Raw genomic sequence first — 13969 nt, forward strand, 5'->3', positions numbered from 1 at the left:
CCTGCTAGCGATTGCGGTGATTCAGGCAATAAATCTGCTGAATGTGAACCCGCTATCGCCAGCAGGCTGGCTCCCACAGTAGGTCAGTGTTTGGCTGGATATTCGCGATGCATCTGCTCCAGCAACGCATCCTTGTCTTCCCAAAGCTGATTGATCCAGCCCTGAAACTGCAATCGATACTCCCCATCCTGGTCGTAATTCTTGCCAATGAACTGCGGCGGAATCTTCAGCTCCTGAAAATGCACCACCACATCCGCAACGTTCCCGCAGAGCAAATCCCAATACCCCGGACGCCCGCCCGGATAGTGAATCGTCACATTGACGATCGACTCCAGCTGCTCACCCATCGCATCCAGCACAAACGCAATGCCGCCGGCCTTGGGCTTGAGCAGGTACTTGAACGGTGATTTCTGCTGCGCATGTTTGCCTTCAGTGAAGCGCGTGCCTTCGACAAAATTGAAAATCCCCACCGGGTTATTGCGGAACTTGTCGCAGGTCTTGCGGGTGGTTTCCAGGTCCTTGCCTTTCTTTTCCGGGTGCTTTTCCAGGTAGGCTTTGGAGTAGCGCTTCATGAACGGAAAACCGAGCGCCCACCAGGCCAAGCCAATCACCGGCACCCAGATCAGTTCCTGTTTGAGAAAGAACTTCAGCGGCTGGATGCGGCGGTTGAGCACGTACTGCAACACCATGATGTCGACCCAGCTCTGGTGGTTGCTGGTGATCAGGTACGAGTGTTGATAATCCAGCCCTTGCAGGCCGCTGAGGTGCCAGCGGGTGCGGCAGACCAGGTTCATCCAGGCCTTGTTGTTGCTGATCCAGGCTTCATGGGTATGGCTCATCAACCAGAGCGTGAAACGCTGGGTGAGGGCAAAGGGCAGCACCTTGAAGATCGCCACGCAGAACAGAAACGAGCACAGCACAATGGTATTCAACGCCAGCAACAACGATGCAATCACGCCGCGCACGGCGGCAGGTAGAAAAGCCAGCATTTAGAGATCCATAGGTCGGTTGGCAGCTTGAATCGCGGTCAACGCGATGGTGTACACGATGTCATCGACTTGCGCGCCACGCGGCAGGTCGTTCACCGGTTTGCGCAGGCCTTGCAACATCGGCCCGAGGCTGACGCAATCGGCACTGCGCTGCACGGCTTTGTGCGTGGTGTTGCCGGTGTTCAAGTCGGGGAACACGAACACCGTGGCGCGACCGGCGACCTGGCTGTTCGGCGCCAGTTGCCGGGCCACGGTTTCGTTGGCGGCGGCATCGTACTGCAACGGGCCGTCGATCAGCAGCGAGTTCTGTTGTTCGTGGGCGAGCAGTGTTGCTTCGCGAACTTTCTCGACTTCTTCGCCGCTGGCCGATTCACCGCTGGAATAACTGATCATCGCCACGCGCGGGATGATACCGAACGCCGCCGCCGAGTCGGCACTTTGCAAGGCGATCTCGGCCAGTTCGCTGGCGCTCGGGTGCGGGTTCATCACGCAGTCGCCGTAGACCAGCACTTCCTCAGGAAACAGCATGAAGAACACCGACGACACCAGCGTGCAGCCCGGTGCGGTTTTAATCAGCTGCAAGGCCGGGCGGATGGTGTTGGCGGTGGAGTGGATGACCCCGGACACAAGGCCGTCGACCTCATCCAGCGCCAGCATCATGGTGCCGATCACCACGGTATCTTCCAGTTGCTGCTCGGCCATTGGTGCGTTGAGGCTTTTGCTTTTGCGCAGCGCCACCATCGGTTCGACATAGCGCTCGCGAATCAGGTCCGGGTCAAGAATCTCCAGCCCCGGCGGCAACTCGATACCTTGCGCGCGGGCCACGGCTTCGACGTCTTCCGGTTTCGCCAGCAACACGCAACGGGCGATGCCGCGCGCCTGACAGATCGCTGCAGCTTGCACGGTCAGCGGCTCGCTGCCTTCGGGCAGAACGATGCGCTTGTTGGCGGCCTGGGCGCGCTGGATCAATTGATAGCGGAACACCGCTGGCGACAGGCGCATTTCGCGCGGCGTACCGCAACGCTGGTGCAGCCAGTCGGCATCCAGATGACTGGCGACGAAGTCGGTGATGATCTCCGCACGCTCGCGATCGTCTATCGGGATTTCCTTGTTCAAACCGTTCAGCTGGTTGGCGGTGTCGTAGGAACCGGTGCTCACCGACAGCACCGGCAAGCCCGCCTGCAACGCGCCCCGGCACAGGTCCATGATGCGTGGGTCGGGCAGGGTGTCGCTGGTCAGCAACAGGCCGGCCAGCGGCACGCCGTTCATGGCGGCGAGGCTGACGGCGAGGATGATGTCGTCGCGATCGCCGGGCGTCACCACCAGCACGCCTGGCTTGAGCAGCTCCACGGTGTTGCGCATGGTGCGGGCGCAGATAATGATTTTGGTCATGCGCCGGGTTTCGTAATCGCCGGCATTGAGGATTTGCGCGCCCATCAGGTCGGCGACGTCGCGGGTGCGCGGGGCGTTCAATTCCGGCTGGAACGGGATGCAGCCGAGCAAGCGGAAATCACCGCTACGCAGCAACGGCGAATGCTCTTTGAGGCGGGAGGCGAAGGCCTCCATGCTTTCTTCGGTCTTGACCTTGTTGAGGATCACACCGAGGACTTTCGGGTCTTTCGGACCGCCAAACAATTGTGCCTGCAACTCCACCCGGCCCGACAGTTCGGTCAGCACTTCGTTTTCCGGTGCCGAGACCAGGATCACTTCGGCATCGAGACTCTTGGCCAAATGCAGATTGACCCGGGCGGCGTAACTGGCGCTGCGGGTCGGGACCATGCCTTCGACGATCAGCACGTCCTTGCCGACGGCAGCTTGCTGATAAAGGGTGATGATTTCTTCGAGCAGCTCATCCAGCTGACCGTCGCCGAGCATGCGCTCGACGTGCGCCAGGCCGAGTGGCTGAGGCGGTTTCAAACCATGAGTGCGCGCCACCAGTTCAGTGGAGCGTTCCGGGCCTGTGTCACCCGGGTGCGGCTGGGCAATCGGTTTGAAAAAGCCGACTTTGAGGCCGGCCCGCTCAAGGGTGCGCACCAGCCCGAGGCTGATGGAGGTCAGACCCACACCAAAATCGGTGGGTGCGATAAAAAAAGTTTGCATGCGGATTCTCTAAGGGAGCATGGCAATGGTGATCATCTATATCTGACGATCTACCTAAATTCAGTCGCCAAGGTTATCGCTAACCGAGCCTTGTGCGCACCAACCGCAATCAAAGGGCTGGCCTATTTTTTCAATACGTTGCGCAGGGTCCAGGACCCAGACGCGCGATTGCCACGGTGGCTGGTGACGCAGGTGCTGGGTGTGGCCGCAGGACAGCTCGGCCACCCAATGGCCATCCTCATCCTGATGGAAACCGGTGACCGTCGAGGCTTTCGCCGCAATCCGTCTGTCCGGGTTGTGTTCGCTTTCGGACGATTGCTTCGCTAAACTTGGCCTTTCTTCATTCTTATGCAAAAGGTCTCGCCCCATGCTGATCGCCGCCAATAAGGCTGTCTCCATCGACTATACCCTGACCAACGACGCTGGTGAGGTCATCGACAGTTCCGCCGGCGGCGCGCCGCTGGTCTACCTGCAAGGCGCAGGTAACATCATCCCGGGCCTGGAAAAGGCACTGGAAGGCAAAGCAGTCGGCGACGAGCTGACCGTAGCCGTTGAACCTGAAGATGCTTACGGCGAATACGCTGCCGAACTGGTCAGCACCCTGAGCCGCAGCATGTTCGAAGGCGTCGACGAACTGGAAGTGGGCATGCAGTTCCACGCTTCCGCGCCGGACGGCCAGATGCAGATCGTTACCATCCGCGATCTGGACGGCGACGAAGTTACCGTCGACGGCAACCACCCGTTGGCTGGTCAGCGCCTGAATTTCCAGGTCAAGATCATCGACATCCGTGACGCCAGCCAGGAAGAAGTCGCTCATGGTCACGTCCATGGCGAAGGTGGCCATCACCACTGATTTTCTGCGCTAAGCTCAGAGAACTGGAGAGGCGCCCGAGGGGCGCCTTTTTAGTCCGCGGCTGTCCCTGGCGACATCGCCAAGTGGCTGTTTCGAGTAGAACACGGGAATCTGGAGTTCGTCATGAGTGCTTTTCACGACCTTAAATTGACAGCCCTGGATGGACAGGAGCTACCACTGGCGCCCTTTAAAGGGAACGTCGTGCTGGTGGTCAACGTCGCCTCCAAATGTGGCTTGACCCCACAGTACGCGGCACTGGAAAACCTTTACCAGAAGTACAAAGGCCAGGGTTTCAGTGTGCTGGGCTTGCCGTGCAACCAGTTTGCCGGGCAGGAACCGGGCTCCGAGCAAGAGATCCAGGATTTCTGCAGCCTCAACTATGGCGTGACCTTTCCGTTGTCCAGCAAGCTGGAAGTCAACGGTCACGATCGTCATCAGTTGTACCGTCTGCTGGCGGGCGAGGGTGCGGAGTTTCCGGGGGACATTACCTGGAACTTCGAGAAATTCCTGCTGGGCAAGGATGGGCGCGTGTTGGCGCGGTTCTCGCCGCGTACGTCACCGGATGATCCGACGGTCATCCATGCGATTGAAAAAGCGCTGAGCTGAACCCCCAAAAATCGCAGCCACCGAGCTGCGATTTTTTATGCCTGCCTTTTGACCCTTAATCACCCAGATCAATAGTGCTGTGCATCGTCTCCGGTCACGCATATTATCGCCGTCATAAAATTTGTATCCCGTCGATATCGTTTTCGTGGAGCGTCCCATGCCCGTCAAAGCCCTGTTTAAACCGTTCCACCTCGGCACCCTCGAACTGCCGACCCGCGTCGTCATGGCGCCGATGACCCGTTCGTTCTCGCCGGGCGGCGTGCCTAATTCCAAAGTGATCGAGTACTACCGTCGTCGTGCCGCCGCAGGCGTCGGCCTGATCATCACCGAAGGCACCACCGTCGGGCACAAGGCCTCCAATGGCTACCCGAACGTTCCGCATTTCTACGGCGATGCAGCGCTGGCCGGCTGGAAGAAAGTAGTCGACGCGGTCCACGCCGAGGGCGGCAAGATCGTTCCTCAGCTGTGGCATGTGGGCAGCGTGCGCCGCATAGGCACCGAGCCGGATGCCAGCGTGCCGGGTTACGGTCCGTCGGAAAAATTGAAGGATGGTCAGGTTGTGGTTCACGGCATGACCAAACAAGACATCCAGGATGTGATCGCCGCGTTCGCCCAAGCTGCCAAAGATGCCCAAAGCATCGGCATGGACGGCGTGGAAATCCACGGTGCCCACGGCTATCTCGTGGATCAGTTCTTCTGGGAAGGCAGCAACCAGCGCACCGACGAATACGGTGGGGACCTGGCCAGTCGTTCGCGTTTCGCCATTGAATTGATTCAAGCCGTGCGTGCAGCGGTCGGCGAAGGCTTTCCGATCATCTTCCGTTTCTCGCAGTGGAAGCAGCAGGATTACACCGCACGTCTGGTGCAAACCCCTGAAGCGTTGGGCGAGTTCCTCAAGCCGTTGTCAGACGCCGGCGTGGATATTTTCCACTGCTCGACGCGCCGTTTCTGGGAACCGGAGTTCGATGGCTCCGAGTTGAACCTGGCCGGCTGGACCCGCAAACTCACCGGCAAGCCAACCATCACTGTGGGCAGCGTTGGCCTGGACGGCGAGTTCCTGCAGTTCATGGTCAACACCGACAAGATCGCACAGCCGGCCAGCCTGGAAAAACTGCTGGAGCGGTTGAACAACGATGAATTCGATCTGGTGGCGGTAGGGCGTGCGCTGCTGGTTGATCCGGACTGGGCGCAGAAAGTGCGTGATGGTCGTGAGGAAGACATCCTGCCGTTCAGCCGTGAGGCGTTGATGACCTTGGTTTAAGCGGCGACTGGCAAGGCCTCATCGCCAGCAGGCTGGCTCCCACAGGGGTTCTGCGGTGTACACGGAACCTGTGGGAGCCAGCCTGCTGGCGATGACTGACTTAATGTCACCTTAGGCTCGGGGCAAGGTTGGTGCATTCGGCACCACCTGCTCCCCCACACAAGCCCCCCGCAACTGCCCCTCAAACTGCTCGATAATCGCTGCCCAGCCCTGACGACTCGCATGCTGGCGCGCATTGAGCCGCACGCAGCGCAAGGTTTCGCGTTCTTCCAGCAACCACGTTGCCGCATCGCAGAACGCCTCTTCGTCCCCAGGCATCGCCAGCACGCCGTTGTAGCCATGGCGAATATGCTGAGCCGCTGCTGCCTGATCGTAAGCCACCACGCCCAATCCCGAGGCCAATGCCTCAAGCACGACGTTGCCAAACGTTTCGGTCAAACTCGGAAACAGAAACACATCCGCCGACGCATAGTGGCTGGCCAAAACCTCGCCGCGTTGTGAGCCACAGAAAATCGCTTCGGGGAGTGCCTGCTCCAAGGCGCCTCGCTGCGGACCGTCGCCGACCACAATCAGCTTCATGTTGCGCTGGGGATAAGTCGTTTTCAGCGCGTCGAAGCAGCGCTTGAGCACGCCAAGATTCTTCTCCTGCGCCAGACGTCCTACATGGATGACTGCGATGTCCTTCTCGCCCAGCCCCCACTGTTCGCGCAGCGATTGCAGGCGTTTGACCGGATGAAACAATTGGCTGTCGACCCCTCGGGACAACAGCGCCAGACGTTCGAAATGACGCCGCTCCAGTTCCAGTCGCTGGCTGATGCTGGGCACCAGCGTCAACGTAGAACGATTGTGAAACCAGCGCAGGTAGTGAGTCAGCAAGCGCGACAGCAATCCGAGCCCGTACTGACTGGAATACTGCTGGAAATTGGTGTGGAAGCCGCTGACCACTGAAATCCCCAGACGCCGTGCCGCTCGCAATGCCGACAACCCCAGCGGCCCTTCCGTGGCGATGTAGAGCACGTCCGGGCGATTGCGCTTCCAGCGCCGCAGCAGCTTGTGCATCGACGACTGACCCCATTGCAAACCGGGATAGCCTGGCAGCGGCCAGCCGCGACACAGCAACAACTCATCGTTGCTGCCCAACTGCTGATCGCAGCCCTGACGTGGCCGCACCAGCTCGACCTGATGCCCGCGCGCGCGCAAGCCATCACACAAGCGGCCGAGGGTGTTGGCCACGCCGTTGATTTCCGGTGGGAAGGTTTCGGTGATCAGAGTGATATGCAGAGCTGTCGTCATGACCCCAGTGTCGGCTGAGGCCATGTCGTCATTGTGGCGTTTCGATGATGGATTTGTGACGGTGTCAGCGTTGGGTCACCAGATTCTCCGCGCCACGCTCACGCACCCAGAACAGCGTCGCACCCGCCACGGCCGCCGGCATCATCAGGATGTTGACCACCGGAATCAGCAGCACCAGGTAAACGCTGCCGCCAAAACTCATGCTCTGCCAGCGCTTCTCGCGCAGCCAGGCCAGCATCTCGTTCCAGCCCAGCTTGTGGTTGTCCGCCGGGTAGTCGATGTACTGGATCGCCATCATCCACACCCCGAACAGCAGCCACAATGGCGCAGCAATGATGTTCACCACGGGGATGAACGAGAGAATGAACAACCCGATCGCTCGCGGCAGGAAGTAGCCGAGTTTGCGCATTTCCCGGGACAAGGTGCGGGGGATCATGGCGATCAGCTCGCCCCAGCTGAATGCCGGGAAGTCATCGGTGCCGCGCACCACCACTTCGACTTTCTCCGCCAGGAAGCCGTTGAACGGCGCGGCGATGACGTTGGCGAGCATGGTGAAGGTGAAAAACACCATCAATACCACCAACACGACAAAAATCGGCCAGAGGACGTAACTGAGAAAACTCAGCCAGTCGGGCAGGGACGGCATCAGCGTATCGACCCACAGACTGAATTGATGGCTGGCCAGGTAAATCAATCCGACGAACAGCACAAGGTTGATCACCAGGGGCAGCAACACGAATAAGCGCAGGCTGGGGCTCAGGATCAACTTGAGGCCTTCGCGCAGGTATTGCGGGCCGGACAGAACGGGGGCGGGCATAACGTGCTCCGAGCAGAGGGAAAACGCGCCGACCTTACCGGCTTTGCCTGACAGGCGAAAGCGCGGTCGAAGCATCGACATCAACTGTAACAAAGGCGTCTCTATATTCAGCGTGACGGGATAGAGACCACCTATGAGCTGGATTGTTAAACCGTATTTCCTTAATCTTCGCCCCCTCGATACGCTGCACCCATTCTTTTTACAGGACTGTCGAACCCGAGCCTTCCCCAAGGCATTCAACGGTCCTTTTTTATTCCCGCCGGCAACCCGGCGTTCCGTGCCAGGTGTTCCGGGCCGGTCAACAGGAGCAGGTCATGTCTGAAGTCCGTCATTCGCGAGTGATTATTCTCGGTTCCGGCCCTGCCGGTTACAGCGCCGCGGTCTATGCCGCCCGTGCCAACCTCAAGCCGCTGCTGATCACCGGCATGCAGGCCGGCGGTCAACTGACCACCACCACCGAAGTCGACAACTGGCCGGGCGACGTCCACGGCCTGACCGGCCCGGCGCTGATGGAGCGCATGAGAGAGCACGCCGAGCGCTTTGAAACCGAGATCGTTTTCGATCACATCAATGCCGTCGACTTCGCTGCCAAGCCGTACACCCTGATCGGTGACAGTGCGACGTACACCTGCGACGCCCTGATCATCGCCACCGGCGCCAGCGCGCGTTACCTCGGTCTGCCGTCGGAAGAAGCGTTCATGGGCAAAGGCGTTTCGGCCTGCGCGACCTGCGACGGTTTCTTCTACCGCAACAAGCCAGTGGCCGTGGTCGGTGGCGGCAACACCGCTGTCGAAGAAGCGCTGTACCTGGCCAACATCGCCAGCACCGTGACTTTGATCCACCGCCGCGAGACTTTCCGCGCCGAGAAGATCCTGATCGACAAGCTGAATGCCCGGGTTGCCGAAGGCAAGATCATCCTGAAGTTGAACTCGAACCTGGACGAAGTCCTGGGCGACAACATGGGTGTGACCGGCGCTCGCCTGAAGAACAACGACGGCAGCTTCGACGAGCTGACAGTCGACGGCGTGTTCATCGCGATCGGCCACACCCCGAACACTTCGCTGTTCGAAGGTCAGCTGACGCTGAAAGACGGATACCTGGTTGTCCACGGCGGCCGTGACGGCAACGCAACAGCCACCAGCGTTGAAGGCATCTTCGCGGCCGGTGACGTGGCTGACCACGTTTACCGTCAGGCCATCACCTCGGCCGGCGCCGGTTGCATGGCGGCACTGGACACCGAACGTTACCTCGACGGCCTGCAGAACGCTTCGTTCTGAGTCTGTTGAAATGAAGAAACCGGCTTCGGCCGGTTTTTTTGTGCCAACAGAAAGTGCGGTCAACACAAACCCTTGTGGGAGCTAGCCTGCTAGCGATGGTGTGTCAGTCACATCGATGTAGCTGACACACCATCGCTAGCAGGCTAGCTCCCACAGGGACTGCAGGGACTTTATATTCAGATCAGTTTCTTCAGGCACGCCTCAAGAATATCCAGCCCTTCCTCCAGCACGGCAGCCTCGGTGGTCAACGGCGCCAGCAGCCGAATGATGTGGCGCGACTTGCCGCTGGGCATCAGCAGCAAGCCCGCGTCGCGCGCAAGGCTCAGGAGTTGCGTCAACTGCGCCGAGGCCGGCGAGCCGTCGGCGTTGATCAGTTCGATACCGCGCATTGCACCGACGCCGGTCAAGCGGCCCAGGTACGGCGACAGCTTGCTGGCGCGCCAGAATTCGTAGCGGCTGACAATCGCTTCTTCCTGTTGACCGCCCCAGGCGTGCAGGTTGGCATCCGTCATTTCATCCAGCGTCGCCAACCCGGCGGCGCAGGCGATGGGATTACCCGAGTAGGTGCCGCCGAGTCCGCCCTTGGGCAAGGTGTCGAGCAGCGACTTGCGTCCGACCACCGCGCCCAGTGGCACGCCCCCGGCGATGCTTTTGCCCAGCAGGATCAGGTCCGGCTCAATGCCGAGTCGCGAAAAGGCAAAACGCTCGCCGGTGCGGCCGAAGCCGGACTGGATTTCGTCGGCGATCAGCAGGATGTTTTTTTTATCACAGAAGCGTCGTAGCGCTTGAGCGAACTCCACGTCCATTGCCAGGAATCCCGCTTCGCCTTGCACCGGTTCGACGATAAAGCAGGCCACATCTTCAACGTCGATCTCGACACTGAACAGGCGATCCATGGCCTTCAAGGCTTCGGCGCAGGTCACGCCGTTGTCCTTGCTTGGGTACGGCAAATGGAACACCGGCCCCGGCAGCACGCCGACTTTCTGTTTATAAGGCGCGACTTTGCCATTGAGATTGAGTGTAGCGAGGGTGCGGCCATGGAAGGCGCCGTCGAAGGCAATGACAGCCGTGCGACCGGTCGAACCGCGGACGATCTTCAGGGCGTTTTCCGCCGCTTCTGCACCGCTGTTGGTGAGCATGCCGCTGACCGGGTAGTCCACCGGCATGAACGCGGTGAGACGGTCCATCAGTTCGAGGTAGGGCACATGCGGGGCGGCGTTGAACGCGTAGTGAGTCAGCCGGGTGGCTTGTTCGCGAATGGCTTCGACAATCCGCGGATGGCAATGGCCGAGGTTCAGTACGCCGATGCCGCCGACGAAGTCGATATAGCGTTTGCCATCCGCGTCCCAGACCTCGGCATTTTTGCCGTGGCTGAGCGTGACGGGATGAACGACGTTGATCGACTGACTGATGGTTTCGCTGCTCATGGATGACCGACTCTGAAGAAGGGATGCTTCTTTTTATCTAAGCCGCGAGCGGTGGTTTGGGGCAAACGAAATAAAGTGGCCGGGTCAATCTTAAAAGTCGGGATGTGCCCTGGAAGATCAAAAGATCGCAGCCTCGTTTCACTCGACAGCTCCTACAGGGATCGTATTTCCATGTAGGAGCTGTCGAGTGAAACGAGGCTGCGATCTTTTGCTTTTGAATCAGCGGCGAGTCAGCGGCTGTTGGGTGAATTTCACGCCCGACAGACCATGAGCGATCAACGCACGGATATTGCCGTGGTCACTGCCTTCAGGCGTGGCCACCACCGAGCGGTAATGCTCGCCAAAGGCCAACAGCGCTTCTTCATTGCTCAGACCTTCCAGCAGCGCCAGTCCCAAAGTCTTGCACGAACCTTCGTTCTGCCCGGCGGCGTTTTCCACGCCACCGTTGTTGAAAGCCTGAGGCTGATAGTCGTAACTCTCGGCGATGAACGCCAGGGTGTCGGCGAAAACGTGTTCGCCGCTATTGAGGCTGGCACGCAGGGTATTCAAATCACTCATTGGTTTTTCCCTTGGCGAACGCGGCTTGTTGTTCGGCGCTGGCTTCTTGCTGGTATTGGGCTTTCCACTCGGCGTACGGCATGCCGTAGACCACTTCGCGGGCGTCATCGAGGCTGACCTCGATCTGGCGTTCGTCGGCGGCGGCCTTGTACCACTTGGACAGGCAGTTGCGGCAGAAACCCGAGAGGTTCATCAGGTCGATGTTCTGCACGTCCTTGCGGCTGTCCAGGTGGGCGACCAGCCGGCGAAAGGCGGCGGCTTCAAGTTCCAGGCGTTGTTGATCGTTCATGGCGGGCTCTGTGCAATCCAATCGTGGCGCGGATGATAAAAGTCTGGCGGACAATGCGCCAGACGCGGTCAGCGGCTCGCGGCCAGGGTAATCGACACCGACTCGGCGAATCGCAGGGCGTGCGGCTTGTCGACTTCGACCTCGGCGTACAACACCGATGCGTTGGCCATGACCAGATCGAGGATTTCCTGGGTCAGGCGTTCGAGCAACGCAAAGCGATTGCCCTCCACGTGGGCGATGATCGCCTTGGTGATGGTCCGGTAATTCAGCGCGTGATCGATATCGTTGTCACGCACAGCTTCCTGAGCGGCATACAGGATGGTCAGGTTGATCAGCACATCCTGCTTGTTGAGGATTTCATCCTCGTTGATCCCGATGAAGGTCCGCAGGCACAGGTCCTTGACCCGGATACGTGCCATTCCTGGTTGAAGTTGTGGCATTGCTACTTGCTCCGTCCAATCAATTGCAGGAACTCCTGGCGGGTGTTGCTCGACTCGCGGAAGGCGCCGAGCATCACTGAGGTGTTCATGGTCGAATTCTGTTTCTCGACGCCGCGCATCATCATGCACATGTGCCTGGCTTCGATGACCACCGCGACACCCGCCGCGCCGGTCACTTGCTGCACTGCGTCGGCGATTTGCCGGGTGAGGTTTTCCTGGATCTGCAGGCGACGGGCGAACATGTCAACCAACCGCGCAATCTTCGACAGGCCCAGCACCTTTCCCGTCGGAATATAAGCCACATGCGCCTTGCCGATGAAGGGCAGCATGTGATGTTCGCAGAGCGAGTACAGCTCGATGTTGTCGACGATGATCATTTCATCGTTGTCGGAAGCGAAGAGTGCACCGTTGACGATCTCTTCGACACTCTGGTCGTAACCATGGCAGAGGTACTGCATGGCTTTTGCCGCACGAGCCGGGGTGTCTTGCAGGCCTTCACGGTCGGGGTTTTCACCGAGGCCGATGAGGATCTCGCGATAGCTCTGGGACAGTGAGTTCTGGGGCAGGGATAACGTCATGGAACATCCTCGCGGGGGCCGCTTATTTGATGTGCCGTCCGCCATTGACGGTCAGGGTCGTGCCGGTGACATAAGGGTTGTCGAGCAAATAACGCAGGCTCTGGTAGATCACTTCGCTGCCGGGCTCGATGCCCAGCGCAGATTTGGCCAGGGCCTTGGTGCGGTAAGCGGCATCGTCGTCGGGGTTGAACATTAGCAGGGCTGGCGCGATGCCGTTGACCTTGATTGTCGGCGCGTATTTCGCGGCGAAGGACAGGGTGAGGCTGTCGAGCCCGGCTTTGCTGGCGCAGTAGCCGATGTGTTTGCTGCTGCCCTTGCGAGTCACGTCATCGCTGATGTGCACGATGTCGGCGGGGCTTGAGCGTTCGAGCAAGTCGGCACAGTGCAGGTTGATCAGGTAGGGCGCCAGCATGTGCACGCTGAACATGCGAGTGAAGGCCTCGGCGTCGGTGTCCGGGGTTTCGGCCAGCCATTCGGAAGCGTTATGGACAATGGCTCGCAGGCTGTCGGTGTGGGTTTTCAGTTGGGTGATGAACGCGAGGATGCCCGCTTCCGTGGAGAAGTCTGCAAATACCGCGGTGGCACCCAGGTCGCGCAAATTCTGTACGCCTGGGCGTTCGCTGCGGTAGCTGAAGATCACCGGATGGCCGTCTTCGAGCAAACGCTGCGCACAGTGCAGGCCGACACGCTGGCCGGCACCGGTGATGAGGATCGGAGCTGCGGAAGAGGTCATGAACGGCTCGCGTCGCGGAGAGAGCAAAACTATACCAGCGACGGGAGGAGAGCACCTATTGTGGGACGGGGCATGCTCGCGAAAGCGGTGTAGCAGTCGACATTATTATTTGACTGACAATCCGTTTCGCGAGCAAACCCGCTCCCACAAGGAGATCAGTGGTTTTGGGTGGAGGGCTTTGCGGGCAACGGGCGCGCCGGAGTGCTGTCCAGCCAGCCGGCCAGCAGGCGGGTGGACAGCGGAATGAAGAGATACACCATCAGCGGCGTCAGGCACAGGGTGCTGATGAGCACGCGAGGCAGCAGGCTCATGTCGCCGAGCAACGGCCCCAGGATAAAGTTGAACAGCAGCGAAACCGGGAAGAATGCCAGCCAGATCGCTACGGCCTGTTTCCAGCGGGGGGGACGCTGGCCGACCGCGCCGAACCAGCCTTCGATGCCGCTCACGCGATGTTCCGTCTTGTGCGCAAACAGATCGCTGCCGCGGGCCAGCCATGCGGTACGCGAAGCGGAATGCTCCCAGGCGTGCATGGTTTGCTCGTTGGCAAAGCGGAAAATAATCTGGAATTCGTTATCGCCGGGGGGCGGAGCGAGCACGCCTGAGCCCAGATAACCAGGAAAGTCGGTGGCCAGTTGTTCGCCTTCGCGCAACCAGGCCATCAGGTCCTGATAACGCCCATCGGCGACGCGGCGCGCAACCATCAGCGTGACGGGTGAGGTAGACATGGTGAATCTCCGTATAACAAACG

General features: G+C 59.8%; 16 protein-coding genes. 4 read left to right on the forward strand and 12 right to left on the reverse strand.

Features of this window, described 5'->3' with window-relative positions:
* Positions 1–83 precede the first annotated feature (83 nt).
* Genes yihG through ACA072_RS04470 form a run of 3 tightly spaced genes read right to left on the reverse strand, consistent with a single transcriptional unit; the run spans position 84 to position 3488 of the window.
* Entirely contained in the window at positions 84–989 is a 906-nt protein-coding gene (yihG, locus tag ACA072_RS04460; protein WP_497623364.1) for a 1-acylglycerol-3-phosphate O-acyltransferase, YihG family, read from the reverse strand.
* Complete coding sequence (pta, locus tag ACA072_RS04465) at positions 990–3089, reverse strand: phosphate acetyltransferase (RefSeq protein ID WP_438658248.1); 2100 nt, start codon at positions 3087–3089, stop codon at positions 990–992.
* Between the two features lie 60 nt (positions 3090–3149).
* Complete coding sequence (locus ACA072_RS04470) at positions 3150–3488, reverse strand: DUF3565 domain-containing protein (protein ID WP_497623365.1); 339 nt, start codon at positions 3486–3488, stop codon at positions 3150–3152.
* Here ACA072_RS04470 and ACA072_RS04475 point away from each other — a divergent pair.
* The 3 genes from ACA072_RS04475 to ACA072_RS04485 all read left to right on the forward strand — a co-directional run bounded on the left by ACA072_RS04475 (position 3457) and on the right by ACA072_RS04485 (position 5809).
* Positions 3457–3942, forward strand: a complete 486-nt coding sequence (locus tag ACA072_RS04475) for an FKBP-type peptidyl-prolyl cis-trans isomerase (protein ID WP_027924551.1) — start codon at positions 3457–3459, stop codon at positions 3940–3942. The two genes, ACA072_RS04470 and ACA072_RS04475, sit on opposite strands and share 32 nt — an antisense overlap.
* 123 nt (positions 3943–4065) lie before the next feature.
* On the forward strand, positions 4066–4548 hold the full coding sequence (locus ACA072_RS04480; RefSeq protein WP_497623366.1) for a glutathione peroxidase: 483 nt from the start codon (positions 4066–4068) through the stop codon (positions 4546–4548).
* A 157-nt stretch (positions 4549–4705) separates the two neighbouring features.
* Positions 4706–5809, forward strand: a complete 1104-nt coding sequence (locus ACA072_RS04485; RefSeq protein WP_497623367.1) for an NADH:flavin oxidoreductase — start codon at positions 4706–4708, stop codon at positions 5807–5809.
* A gap of 111 nt (positions 5810–5920) precedes the next feature.
* Here the strand turns inward: ACA072_RS04485 and ACA072_RS04490 are convergent, their stop codons facing one another.
* Both ACA072_RS04490 and cysZ read right to left on the reverse strand, forming a co-directional pair.
* Complete coding sequence (locus ACA072_RS04490; protein ID WP_497623368.1) at positions 5921–7126, reverse strand: glycosyltransferase family 4 protein; 1206 nt, start codon at positions 7124–7126, stop codon at positions 5921–5923.
* Between the two features lie 40 nt (positions 7127–7166).
* Positions 7167–7919 carry a sulfate transporter CysZ gene (cysZ, locus tag ACA072_RS04495; protein ID WP_497623369.1) on the reverse strand — a complete coding sequence of 251 codons (753 nt, stop codon included), beginning with the start codon at positions 7917–7919 and terminating at the stop codon, positions 7167–7169.
* A gap of 314 nt (positions 7920–8233) precedes the next feature.
* Between cysZ and trxB the strand changes: the two genes are divergently transcribed.
* The gene (trxB, locus tag ACA072_RS04500) at positions 8234–9196 is read left to right on the forward strand and encodes a thioredoxin-disulfide reductase (RefSeq protein WP_497623370.1); all 963 of its coding nucleotides are present in this window, start codon (positions 8234–8236) and stop codon (positions 9194–9196) included.
* Positions 9197–9372: 176 nt separating this feature from the next.
* Here trxB and ACA072_RS04505 read toward each other — a convergent pair whose 3' ends face one another.
* From ACA072_RS04505 to ACA072_RS04535, 7 genes are all read right to left on the reverse strand, one after another.
* The gene (locus ACA072_RS04505) at positions 9373–10623 is read right to left on the reverse strand and encodes a 2-aminoadipate transaminase (RefSeq protein ID WP_497623371.1); all 1251 of its coding nucleotides are present in this window, start codon (positions 10621–10623) and stop codon (positions 9373–9375) included.
* A gap of 219 nt (positions 10624–10842) precedes the next feature.
* A complete protein-coding gene (locus ACA072_RS04510) occupies positions 10843–11181 on the reverse strand; it encodes a HopJ type III effector protein (protein WP_497623372.1) in 339 nt (112 codons plus the stop codon).
* Positions 11174–11470, reverse strand: coding sequence for a DUF1244 domain-containing protein (locus ACA072_RS04515; RefSeq protein WP_339502431.1), 297 nt, complete (start codon positions 11468–11470; stop codon positions 11174–11176). The genes ACA072_RS04510 and ACA072_RS04515 overlap by 8 nt, the downstream gene beginning before the upstream one ends.
* A gap of 68 nt (positions 11471–11538) precedes the next feature.
* Positions 11539–11910, reverse strand: a complete 372-nt coding sequence (gene folX / locus ACA072_RS04520; protein ID WP_007970304.1) for a dihydroneopterin triphosphate 2'-epimerase — start codon at positions 11908–11910, stop codon at positions 11539–11541.
* Positions 11911–11912: 2 nt separating this feature from the next.
* Positions 11913–12488, reverse strand: a complete 576-nt coding sequence (gene folE, locus ACA072_RS04525; protein ID WP_497623373.1) for a GTP cyclohydrolase I FolE — start codon at positions 12486–12488, stop codon at positions 11913–11915.
* Positions 12489–12510: 22 nt separating this feature from the next.
* Positions 12511–13221 carry a dihydromonapterin reductase gene (gene folM / locus ACA072_RS04530; protein WP_497623374.1) on the reverse strand — a complete coding sequence of 237 codons (711 nt, stop codon included), beginning with the start codon at positions 13219–13221 and terminating at the stop codon, positions 12511–12513.
* Between the two features lie 155 nt (positions 13222–13376).
* Complete coding sequence (locus ACA072_RS04535) at positions 13377–13946, reverse strand: antibiotic biosynthesis monooxygenase (protein WP_497623375.1); 570 nt, start codon at positions 13944–13946, stop codon at positions 13377–13379.
* Positions 13947–13969: the final 23 nt, after the last annotated feature.

It is taken from the genome of Pseudomonas sp. LBUM1656, assembly GCF_059716065.1.

What these genes read in the sequence shown, in the direction of transcription:
- yihG (WP_497623364.1), bottom strand. Translation starts at nt 989, where the DNA reads ATGCTGGCTTTTCTACCTGCCGCCGTGCGCGGCGTGATTGCATCGTTG.
- pta (WP_438658248.1), bottom strand. Translation starts at nt 3,089, where the DNA reads ATGCAAACTTTTTTTATCGCACCCACCGATTTTGGTGTGGGTCTGACC.
- ACA072_RS04475 (WP_027924551.1), top strand. Translation starts at nt 3,457, where the DNA reads ATGCTGATCGCCGCCAATAAGGCTGTCTCCATCGACTATACCCTGACC.
- ACA072_RS04470 (WP_497623365.1), bottom strand. Translation starts at nt 3,488, where the DNA reads ATGGAGACAGCCTTATTGGCGGCGATCAGCATGGGGCGAGACCTTTTG.
- ACA072_RS04480 (WP_497623366.1), top strand. Translation starts at nt 4,066, where the DNA reads ATGAGTGCTTTTCACGACCTTAAATTGACAGCCCTGGATGGACAGGAG.
- ACA072_RS04485 (WP_497623367.1), top strand. Translation starts at nt 4,706, where the DNA reads ATGCCCGTCAAAGCCCTGTTTAAACCGTTCCACCTCGGCACCCTCGAA.
- ACA072_RS04490 (WP_497623368.1), bottom strand. Translation starts at nt 7,126, where the DNA reads ATGGCCTCAGCCGACACTGGGGTCATGACGACAGCTCTGCATATCACT.
- cysZ (WP_497623369.1), bottom strand. Translation starts at nt 7,919, where the DNA reads ATGCCCGCCCCCGTTCTGTCCGGCCCGCAATACCTGCGCGAAGGCCTC.
- trxB (WP_497623370.1), top strand. Translation starts at nt 8,234, where the DNA reads ATGTCTGAAGTCCGTCATTCGCGAGTGATTATTCTCGGTTCCGGCCCT.
- ACA072_RS04505 (WP_497623371.1), bottom strand. Translation starts at nt 10,623, where the DNA reads ATGAGCAGCGAAACCATCAGTCAGTCGATCAACGTCGTTCATCCCGTC.
- ACA072_RS04510 (WP_497623372.1), bottom strand. Translation starts at nt 11,181, where the DNA reads ATGAGTGATTTGAATACCCTGCGTGCCAGCCTCAATAGCGGCGAACAC.
- ACA072_RS04515 (WP_339502431.1), bottom strand. Translation starts at nt 11,470, where the DNA reads ATGAACGATCAACAACGCCTGGAACTTGAAGCCGCCGCCTTTCGCCGG.
- folX (WP_007970304.1), bottom strand. Translation starts at nt 11,910, where the DNA reads ATGCCACAACTTCAACCAGGAATGGCACGTATCCGGGTCAAGGACCTG.
- folE (WP_497623373.1), bottom strand. Translation starts at nt 12,488, where the DNA reads ATGACGTTATCCCTGCCCCAGAACTCACTGTCCCAGAGCTATCGCGAG.
- folM (WP_497623374.1), bottom strand. Translation starts at nt 13,221, where the DNA reads ATGACCTCTTCCGCAGCTCCGATCCTCATCACCGGTGCCGGCCAGCGT.
- ACA072_RS04535 (WP_497623375.1), bottom strand. Translation starts at nt 13,946, where the DNA reads ATGTCTACCTCACCCGTCACGCTGATGGTTGCGCGCCGCGTCGCCGAT.